The sequence below is a fragment of the Halovivax sp. genome, from assembly GCA_007119345.1.
GTDB lineage: Archaea > Halobacteriota > Halobacteria > Halobacteriales > Natrialbaceae > Halovivax.
The window spans coordinates 1-8,945 of sequence record SKPV01000169.1 but is presented as its reverse complement, the minus strand read 5'-3'; the positions used below and the strand labels follow the sequence as shown (position 1 = coordinate 8,945).

10 protein-coding genes are annotated in these 8,945 nt (G+C 68.6%); 5 read left to right on the top strand and 5 right to left on the bottom strand.

Going from position 1 to position 8,945, the window contains the following annotated elements; translation table 11 throughout:
- The coding region (locus tag QZT59_RS11475) for an SDR family NAD(P)-dependent oxidoreductase (RefSeq protein WP_290816056.1) at positions 1-773 on the bottom strand (773 nt) is incomplete at its 3' end.
- 109 nt (positions 774-882) lie between these two features.
- Between QZT59_RS11475 and QZT59_RS11470 the strand changes: the two genes are divergently transcribed.
- On the top strand, positions 883-1,656 hold the full coding sequence (locus QZT59_RS11470; protein WP_290816053.1) for an HAD family hydrolase: 774 nt from the start codon (positions 883-885) through the stop codon (positions 1,654-1,656).
- 138 nt (positions 1,657-1,794) lie between these two features.
- Positions 1,795-2,871 (top strand): phosphotransferase family protein, encoded by a 1,077-nt coding sequence (locus QZT59_RS11465; protein ID WP_290816050.1) that lies wholly within the window; start codon positions 1,795-1,797, stop codon positions 2,869-2,871.
- Positions 2,872-2,935: 64 nt separating this feature from the next.
- Here the strand turns inward: QZT59_RS11465 and QZT59_RS11460 are convergent, their stop codons facing one another.
- Positions 2,936-3,163 (bottom strand): DUF5795 family protein, encoded by a 228-nt coding sequence (locus QZT59_RS11460; RefSeq protein ID WP_290816047.1) that lies wholly within the window; start codon positions 3,161-3,163, stop codon positions 2,936-2,938.
- Between the two features lie 180 nt (positions 3,164-3,343).
- Here QZT59_RS11460 and QZT59_RS11455 point away from each other — a divergent pair, with 180 nt between their 5' ends.
- Both QZT59_RS11455 and QZT59_RS11450 read left to right on the top strand, forming a co-directional pair.
- Complete coding sequence (locus QZT59_RS11455) at positions 3,344-4,819, top strand: NCS2 family permease (protein WP_290816044.1); 1,476 nt, start codon at positions 3,344-3,346, stop codon at positions 4,817-4,819.
- Positions 4,820-4,924: 105 nt separating this feature from the next.
- Entirely contained in the window at positions 4,925-5,176 is a 252-nt protein-coding gene (locus tag QZT59_RS11450) for a glutathione S-transferase N-terminal domain-containing protein (protein ID WP_290816041.1), read from the top strand.
- A gap of 211 nt (positions 5,177-5,387) precedes the next feature.
- Here the strand turns inward: QZT59_RS11450 and QZT59_RS11445 are convergent, their stop codons facing one another.
- On the bottom strand, positions 5,388-6,356 hold the full coding sequence (locus tag QZT59_RS11445; RefSeq protein ID WP_290816038.1) for a transcriptional regulator: 969 nt from the start codon (positions 6,354-6,356) through the stop codon (positions 5,388-5,390).
- Between the two features lie 208 nt (positions 6,357-6,564).
- Between QZT59_RS11445 and QZT59_RS11440 the strand changes: the two genes are divergently transcribed.
- Complete coding sequence (locus QZT59_RS11440; protein ID WP_290816035.1) at positions 6,565-7,863, top strand: tRNA(Ile)(2)-agmatinylcytidine synthase; 1,299 nt, start codon at positions 6,565-6,567, stop codon at positions 7,861-7,863.
- An 84-nt stretch (positions 7,864-7,947) separates the two neighbouring features.
- Here QZT59_RS11440 and QZT59_RS11435 read toward each other — a convergent pair whose 3' ends face one another.
- Positions 7,948-8,205 (bottom strand): hypothetical protein, encoded by a 258-nt coding sequence (locus tag QZT59_RS11435; RefSeq protein ID WP_290816031.1) that lies wholly within the window; start codon positions 8,203-8,205, stop codon positions 7,948-7,950.
- Between the two features lie 295 nt (positions 8,206-8,500).
- A complete protein-coding gene (locus QZT59_RS11430; protein WP_290816028.1) occupies positions 8,501-8,653 on the bottom strand; it encodes a hypothetical protein in 153 nt (50 codons plus the stop codon).
- Between the last annotated feature and the right edge of the window lie 292 nt (positions 8,654-8,945).

Here is an 8,945-nt window from a genome sequence, read left to right as displayed (position 1 = left end):
TCCGGCGTCTCGTCGATCGGCGGCACGCCCGCGATCGTCACCGTCTCCCCGACAATATACGAGGACGCCGGACTCGCGAGGAACTGCGCCAGATCCGCCACCTCTTCGCTCGTCCCGATCTGGCGCTCCACGTCGTCTCGATCGATCTCGTCGGCGGTGACGCCCATCTGACTCTCCACGCCGGGCGTCGCCACGAAGCCGGGCGCGATGCAGTTGACCCGGATGTCGTCGCTCGCCCACTCGTAGGCCAGCGTCGAGGTCAGGTTGATGACCGCCGCCTTCGCCGCCCCGTAGTGGCTCATGTACGGCGAGCCGCGCTGGCCGGCAACGCTGGCGAGGTTGATGACGGTCCCGCCACCGTCGGCCTTCATGCGCTCGCCGGCGACCTGCGTGCAGTGGTAGGTGCCGGTGAGGTTGATGTCGACGATGGTTCCCCAGCCGTTCGGCGAGATGTCGTCGAACGACGCCATGAACGACGCCCCGGCGTTGTTCACCAGGCAGTCGACGCGTCCGAACTCCTCGACGGTGGCGTCAACGAGCGCCTCGACGGCGTCGCGGTCGGTGACGTCGCACTCGACGGCGAGCGCCGAGCCCGGCCGGTCGCTCTCCGCGATGCCCTCCGCCACGGGATCGACGTTGCCCTGCTCGCGCGAACAGATGACCACGTCGGCGCCCTCGGCGGCGAAGGTTTCGGCGATCGCCCGTCCGATGCCGCTGGAGGCGCCCGTCACGATCGCGGTTTGCCCGTCGATCGAAAATCGTTCGTTCACCACGTCAATCCCTCCTTACGGTCGCTGCGTTCGTCTCGACTAACATTACCGAATGCGGATTCTTCCCCCACCAGCATAATTATTGTCCACCGCGGATACGTTCGGACGATCGATGACCGCAGACGACGAGCGCGCGGACCGTGACGACGGGTCGGGCACCGAACGGGCGGACGCCGGAGCCGGGATCGCCGAGCGCTGGGACGCGATCTTCTGGGACGTCGGCGGCGTCATTCTCGACGTCGAGTCCGTCCAGGCGGGCCACCGCCGGTTCGTCGACCGACTCGTCGACGAGCGCGACCTCGACGTCGACCCCGACGAGGCCCTCGACACCTGGCGGACGACCGTCGGCGAGCACTTCCGCGAGCGCGAGGGGACGGTGTTCACGCCCGCACGCGAGGGGTACGCGAAGGCGGTCGAAGCGATCGTCGGCGAACCCCTCCCGGAAGAAACGTGGCGACCTCCGTTTCGCGAGACTATCGCCGAAACCCTGGAGACGAACCCGGGCGCCGTCGAGGCGATCGACGCGCTCGCCGAAACGGACGTCCACCTCGGCGTTCTCAGCGACGCCGACCGGGACGAACTGCTGTTCATCCTCGAGGCGTTCGGCGTCCGCGAGCGCTTCGACTCGCTGACCATCTCGGAGGACGTCGGGCGAACGAAGCCCGACCCGGCGATGTTCGAGGCCGCCCTCCAGGCCGCGGGCCCGGACGCCGATCCGGAGCGCTGTGTCATGATCGGTGATCGGTACCGCCACGACATGGCCGGCGCCAGCGAGTTCGGGATGACGACCGTCGCCCACGGGGCCGAAGACGGCGAGGCCGTGGACCACTGCATCGAGGACGACCTGACGGAACTACTCGAGATCCTCCGCGGCGCGCGGGACTGACGGACTCGCACCCTTCGGACTCCACGATGTCTACCGAGAACCGCTTACTCGGACACAACGCCGAACGAATTCAACAAACAATGCCCACAATCTTACCAGCGGTAGATACATTGGGGCGGTGGCCGTAGGGCCGCGTAGATGACAGACGCAGACGAGGAGTACTTCCGGCGGCTCGTCGACGAGGACGCCCTCTACGCGCACCTCGCGAGCGAGCTGGGCGAGCCGGAGACCTACGAGGTCCGACGCCACCGGGAGGGCCACTCCAACGAGACGCTGTTCGTCACCTGGGGCGATCGCGAGCTGGTGCTCCGCCGACCGCCGCCGGGCGAGACCGCCGACAAGGCCCACGACGTCCTGCGGGAGTACCGCGTCGTCGACGCTCTCCAGGGGACCGACGTTCCCGTCCCGCCGACGGTGCTCGCCTGCGACGACCACGACGTCATCGGGAGCGACTTCTACCTCATGGAGCGCGTCGAGGGCCACGTCCTCCGGGAGGACGAACCGGACGCATTCGCTACCCCGGATCGCCGCCGCGCGATCGGCGAGGAGCTCGTCGACACGCTCGTCGAGATCCACGCGACCGATTACGAGGCCGTCGGCCTCGGCGAGTTCGGCTACCCCGAGGGCTTCACCGAGCGCCAGGTGCGACGCTGGAGCGAGCAGCTCACCTGGGCGTTCGACGTCACCACCGACGAGCGCGAGATCCCGGAACTCTACGAGATTACCGGCTGGCTGGCGGACAACGTCCCCGACGACCACCCGCACACGCTCGTCCACGGGGACTACAAGCTGGACAACGTGATGTACGCGCCCGTCGAAAATGGCGACGTCTCCCTCGCCAGCGTCTTCGACTGGGAGATGTCCACGCTGGGCGATCCGCTCACCGACCTCGGCTGGATGCTCTCGTACTGGCGCGACCCGAAGGATCCGGAACCGTCGGTGCCGGAACTCACCGCGACGTTCATGGAGCGAGCGGGCTATCCGACCCGCCGGGAACTCGTCGAGCGTTACGAGGACGCGACCGGCATCGAATTCGAGAACGACCGCTTCTACCGCACCCTCGCCGTCTACAAGCTCGCCGCCCTCGGCGAGATGTTCTTCCGCCGGTACCTGGAGGGCAACAGCGACGATCCGATGTACCCGCTGATGGAAGACCGCGTCCCCGCCCTCGCCGACCGCGCGATGCGCATCATCGAGGGCGAGGAGCCGCTGTGAAACCGAGGGCGAGGAGCCGCTGTAGGCCGGCGGATCCGTCCTCCTACCCGAACGCCGCTCGCCGTCACTCCCGATCCGTCTCCTTCCAGTCGCAGTCCTGGCACTTCCAGCCCGTGACGAACGCCGTCACCGACGGCATGTATCCCACCTCGAGGACGTCGCCGCCGCACTCGGGGCAGTCCCGGTCGGCGTCTTCGATGGCTTCCGCTTCCATCACGTCCTCGCCTTCGATCAGCTCGGCCAGCGCCCTCGCGGTGACCATGCGCCCCTGAACTACGCGATTTTCTGCCATGATGCCCGTTGGGCCGGCGGACGCAAAAAACGCTTGCAGCGGCGGCCGGTCGAGGACCGAAGACGGATTCCCGCTCCGGCTTTCGATTATTATCGGAGCCGTCCGAAAGTCATCGTTCATCCGCCCGTGACCGTATAGGAAACTTTTACTTCGGGCTCTGAGAACCCCCGATCGACTACGATGGCTTCATCCGGGTCGACCGACGGGGAGGGATTCACGAGACGCATCGCGCACTACTTCGAGTTCGACGCTCACGAGACCGACCTCCGCACCGAGACGATCGCGGGGCTGACGACGTTCCTGGCGATGGCGTACATCATCGTCGTCAACCCACAGATCCTGGGGCCGGCGATCGTCGGCGGATTCGGCGAGGACGGGGCGCCGATCCAGGAGACGACGATCAACGGCGAGGTGTACACCTACGGGGAGGTCGTCCAGATGCTGACCGTCGTCACCATCCTCGCGTCGATCATCGCCATCCTGGTGATGGCGTTCTACGCCAAACGACCGTTCGGGCTGGCCCCGGGGATGGGGCTCAACGCCTTCTTCACGTTCACGGTCGTCCTCTTGCTCGGCGTTCCGTGGCAGCTGGCGCTGGCCGCGGTGTTCGTCGAGGGGATCATCTTCATCCTGCTCACGGCCGTCGGCGCCCGACGCTACATCATCGAGCTGTTCCCGGAGCCGGTCAAGTTCGCCGTGGGGGCCGGTATCGGCGTGTTCCTGCTCTTCCTGGGGCTCCAGGAGATGCAGGTCGTCGTCGCCTACGACGCGACGCTCGTCCAGCTGGGCAACGTCCTCGAGAGCCCGATCGCCGCCGTCGGCCTCGCGGGGCTGGCGCTCACGTTCATCCTGTACGCCCGCGGCGTCACCGGAGCGATCGTGATCGGCATCCTGACGACCGCGATCGCCGCCTGGGCCGCGACGCTGGCCGGCTTCGTCGAACGCGGTACCATCACCCCCGCCGAGGTGCAGACCGGCGCCCAGTACGACTTCACGCCGCTGTTCTGGGGCTTCGTCGAGGGACTCGGCCAGATCCAGGAGGACCCGCTGATCTTCCTGCTCGTCGTGTTCACGTTCTTCTTCGTGGACTTCTTCGACACCGCCGGCACGCTGATCGGCGTCTCCCAGATCGGCGGGTTCCTGGACGACAAGGGCGACCTCCCCGAGATGGAGAAGCCGCTGATGGCTGACGCGGTCGGCACGACCGCCGGCGCCGCGATGGGGACCTCCACCGTGACGACGTACATCGAATCGTCGACCGGGATCGAGGAGGGCGGCCGCACCGGCTTCACGGCGCTGGTCGTCGGCGGCTTCTTCGCGCTCTCGCTGCTGGCCGTCCCCGTCGTGACCGCCATCCCGACGTTCGCGACCTACATCGCGCTCGTCGTGGTCGGCATCATCATGCTCCAGGGCGTCGCCGACATCGACTGGCAGGATCCCGCGTGGGCGATCGCCGGCGGCCTGACGATCACGGTCATGCCGCTGACGGCCTCGATCGCCAACGGCCTCGCCGCCGGGATCATCAGCTACCCGATGGTGAAGGCGGCGATGGGCGAGCGCCGGGACGTCTCGCTCGGCCAGTGGGTGCTCGCGATCGCGTTCGTCGTCTACTTCGGGGTCTACTTCGCCGTCGAGGCCGAGATGGTCACGTTCTGATCGGCCGATCGCGCCTCGTTCCGACTTCCGGCTCCCGTCGTCCCCGTTCGCGGCAACCCCCTCGTCGACCGTCGACCTCTTACGCTCTCCGCCACAACGCCGACCATGGCAGACATCACGTTCTACGAACTCCCCGGCTGTCCGTACTGCGCGAAAGTCCGCACCAAACTCGACGAGCTCGACCTGGACTACGACTCCGTCGAGGTCCCGTCGGCCCACGCCGAGCGCACAGAAGTCGAAGACGTGAGCGGCCAGACCGGCGTACCCGTCATCACCGACGAGGCCAACGGCGTCGAGGCGATGCCCGAGAGCGACGACATCGTGCGGTACCTCGAGGAGACCTACGGCGACGCGTAACGAGGTCGAAGGCGACGGAAAGCGCGCACCACGTTCGAACGTGGCGGGCGGCGCACTGATAATTCTCGTACAGCGGGCGGCGGGTCGCGAGTCCGATCTCGAGCTCCGGCAGGGATTACGGTCCCGCGCTACGCGCCGTCTCGAGGATCGAGCGCCCTCGATCCTCGTCGCTCACCAGTCGGTTATTCTCGCTCCGTCGGGATCTCAGTTCTCACGCCGCTTCTTCCCTGTTCGCCCGCTCCCGGATGACCTCGCGGAGGTCGTCGGCGTCGCGCATCGCTTCGAGCTCCTCGCGCTCGACGAGCGCGGTGCCGTCGACGGAGTCGCGCGTTGCGCGTTCGACGACGTAGACCGATCGGGTCCGGGTGACCCGCCCGATCGAGCTCATGATCCGCGCGCGCTTTTCGGCGGCCTTCGTGAACTCGGAGTGGCCGGTGAGCACCGGCTCCTCGTCGCGGGCGTCCTCGGTGCTGACGGCCTTGAACGGCGACCGGACCGTCGGGTGGACCGTGAAGCCGGCGCGGGTGAGGGTGGCGACGACCGCCTCGTCGTCGGGATCGGCCGCCGGGTCATCCGGCGTCGGCTCGCTCTCGTGGACGTCCTCGGCGCCCGTCAGCACCTCGACGGGGCTCGTCAGCGGCGCGTCGAACAGCGATTCGAGTTCCATCGCGACCTCGACGGAGGCGTTCATGCCGTCCTCGTACTTCGAGACGGTGCGACGGGAGACGCCGAGTTCCGTCGCCAGCCGGCCGAGGCTCCAGTCGCGCTCCTGGCGCTCGTCGGCCAGCAGGTCGCCGTCGATGTTGACGTAGAGGCCGCCGGGCGCCGCGTAGATCAGCGGGGGGACGTCCTCGACGAACAGGTTGTAGGCCGTGTCGGGGCTGAACACCGGGACGCCGTGTCTGAAGTAGACGACGTCCGGTTTCAGCGCCTCGTCGCGGCTTCGCATGCCGATCACGAGCGGCGTGGCGCGGAGGTGGGTGCCGAGGCGGCGCATCTCGTGACCCGTCTCCTCGTTGAACGCGTCGATGTTCCCGAGGATCTTCACCAGCAGCAGGTCTCCGCCGCGGCGGGCCGCCACGTCGAAGCTCTTCGGTCGGATTGCACACCGGTCACTCACCGCGAACCCTGCGTCTTCGAGCATCGCGGTGACGTTTCCGACCAGTGCGGACCGGGACATATACGACTCTAGCGATTCCTCCCATATACCTTTTGCCCCGGTCCCGGTTCGCCGTCTTGCGTTCTCGGGATCTCGCAGCCGTCACGGTTATCGACCGCGGGTTCGGGAGGGGACGGCTTCCAGGTCGCGGGCGCCGGTCGGCTCGCAGGGTTCCGACGCCGTCCTCGCGGTCCGAAACGCGTACCACCGGGCGCCGCCAAACGCGGGTATGACCGTCGTCGGGCTGGACGACACCGACTCCCGCGAGCGCGGGATGTGCACGACCTACGTCGCCGCCCGGATCGCCGAGCGGTTGCGCGAGCGCGGGCGGGTCGAGCGACTGCTGCTGGTCCGACTCAACCCCGCCGTCGAGTACAAGACGCGCGGGAACGCCGCCCTCGCCGTGCACGCCGATTGCGACCCCGACGCCGCGTTCGAGGCGGCGCGCGAGGAGCTCGCGGACCTCGCGATCGCCGACGACGAGGCGACCAACCCGGGACTCGTGGTGGCCGATCACGAGCTCCCGGTGACCGACTTCGAGTGCGCCGCGGACGCGATCCCCGCCGCCGTCGGCGACTTCGCCCTGCGGGCGATCCGCGATCACCTGACGATCGCCGAGGCCGTCCGCCTCGTCGACGACCTGGGGTACCGCACGTACCACCGCGGCGACGGTCGCGGGCGGATCGGCGCGCTCGCCGCGATCGGCGCCTGGCGCGCCCTCGAGGAGTGGACCTCCGAGCGGATCGCGTACCGGGAGCCCGAGCGCTGGGGGACCCCGCGAGACGTGGACCCGGCGTCGGTTCGCGAGGCGGCGGACGAAGCCTACCCCGCCGTCTGGGACACCGTCGACCGCGGGGCCGGCGAGCTGGTTTGCGTCCCGCGAACGCCGGGTCCGGTCCTCTTCGGGATCCGCGGCGACGATCCGGCCGCGGTCGACGGCGTCGCGGCCTCCATCGGGAGCGAACCCGTCCACGCCAGCGAGCGGTTCGTCACCAACCAGGGGACCGACGTCCACCTCCAGGACGGCCGCCTGGGCGGGCTCGAGGACGGCCGCGCGTACCGGGTCGATGGCGTCGTCGCCGGGGAGCCGGAGACCCGCCGCGGGGGTCACGTCTTCGTCCCCATCGCTGGCCCCGACGGCGGCTCGAAAACGGAGTGCGCGGCCTTCGAACCCACCAAGCGCTTCCGGGATCGGGTTCGGGCGCTGCGGCCCGGGGACCGACTCACCGTCTGCGGCGAGCGATCCCGCGGGACGATCAAGCTGGAGAAGTTCGCCGTCCGTCAGCTGGTCCGCCACGAGCTGGTGACGCCGACGTGTCCGGAGTGCGAGCGGACCATGGAGAGCGCCGGCCGCGATCAGGGCTACCGATGCCGGGACTGCGGGACGAGCGCGCCGGGACGGGAACGCTCGCCGATCGACCGGCGGCTCGAACCCGGCTGGTACGAGGTGCCGCCGCGGGCCCGTCGACACGTGGCGAAACCGCTCGTCCGCGGCGGCTTCGACGCGCCGACGCACCCGGAGCGGTGACCGATCGCGGTCGGCGGCGGCTGGCCGGTCGACTGGACGAGGCGGGCGGTCGCAGGGACGAGACGGGAACCGCTCGGACGGCGCTCAGGCGGTGTCGATCCGCGCCATCGTGTGGATCTCGTCGTAACGGATGCCCTCGCCGTCGGGTCCTTCTCCGTCGATCTCGACGTAACCGGGTTCGATCGCGGTGATCGTGCCGTGGGCCCGGGCGCGGTCGTCGCCGTCGGTGTCGGTCATCTCGCTGTCCCAGATCTCGACCTCGTCGCCGACGTCGGCGAACTCCGCCACCAGCCGGCTCGCCGTCTCCTCGGTCGCATCGGGCGGAATCTCGAGTTCGGTCACGGGCGTCGTTACGCCGTCGACCGGTAAAGATGCCGGACCTGCAGGCCGGGCGTCGGGACGGTCTCGGATTCGGAGGAGTCGACCGACACGATTCTCTCGAGCGTCGAGTGCTCGGCCGACCGATGCTCACGAATTCGACGGATCCGGCTGGGGGCGACCAGCAGGTCGGCGTCGGCCGGGGCCCGTGCTCCGCACGTTCCTGTATCAGCTGTCAGCGGTCCGGGCCGCCGGTCGTGGTCCGGGCCGCCGGTCGTGGTCCGGCCCCCTGGAAGTGCCCTGAAATTCCGTTCGGGAGTCAGTGCTCGCCGTACCCCTCGGGAATTTCGTCGACGCAGCCGGCCTGCATCACGGCGCGAATGTGGTAGTTCTTCTCCGCGGGGTCGTCGGTTTCGAGGGCCTTCTCGAGGTGCGCTCGACACTCCTCGCTGAGTTGGCTCAACCCGCCCATGCTACACTTCGACGCATCGCCAGTGGACGATAAAATCGTTTCTATCGTTCGTCGGCGTACGTTGAATCGAAATACGAAAGGTCACCGCGGGTCCGACGCGACACGCGGGTCGGGGCGCACGGATCGTCTCGGTCGCGTTTCGGCGAGTCGGTCGGCCGCTCGCTCGCCGCGTTCTCCGAATGCGGACGCCGGTCGCGCCAACGTTGCCCGAAACGCACCGGCGAGAGTCGACGTAGTGCTGAACCCCTGTCGGCAACGCCAGTACCGTCGACCCCGCCACTCGCTGATGGGC

Coding starts and splice junctions, on each gene's coding strand:
- QZT59_RS11455 (WP_290816044.1), top strand. CDS start 3,344: ATGGCTTCATCCGGGTCGACCGACGGGGAGGGATTCACGAGACGCATC.
- QZT59_RS11460 (WP_290816047.1), bottom strand. CDS start 3,163: ATGGCAGAAAATCGCGTAGTTCAGGGGCGCATGGTCACCGCGAGGGCG.
- QZT59_RS11450 (WP_290816041.1), top strand. CDS start 4,925: ATGGCAGACATCACGTTCTACGAACTCCCCGGCTGTCCGTACTGCGCG.
- QZT59_RS11430 (WP_290816028.1), bottom strand. CDS start 8,653: ATGGGCGGGTTGAGCCAACTCAGCGAGGAGTGTCGAGCGCACCTCGAG.
- QZT59_RS11445 (WP_290816038.1), bottom strand. CDS start 6,356: ATGTCCCGGTCCGCACTGGTCGGAAACGTCACCGCGATGCTCGAAGAC.
- QZT59_RS11470 (WP_290816053.1), top strand. CDS start 883: ATGACCGCAGACGACGAGCGCGCGGACCGTGACGACGGGTCGGGCACC.
- QZT59_RS11465 (WP_290816050.1), top strand. CDS start 1,795: ATGACAGACGCAGACGAGGAGTACTTCCGGCGGCTCGTCGACGAGGAC.
- QZT59_RS11440 (WP_290816035.1), top strand. CDS start 6,565: ATGACCGTCGTCGGGCTGGACGACACCGACTCCCGCGAGCGCGGGATG.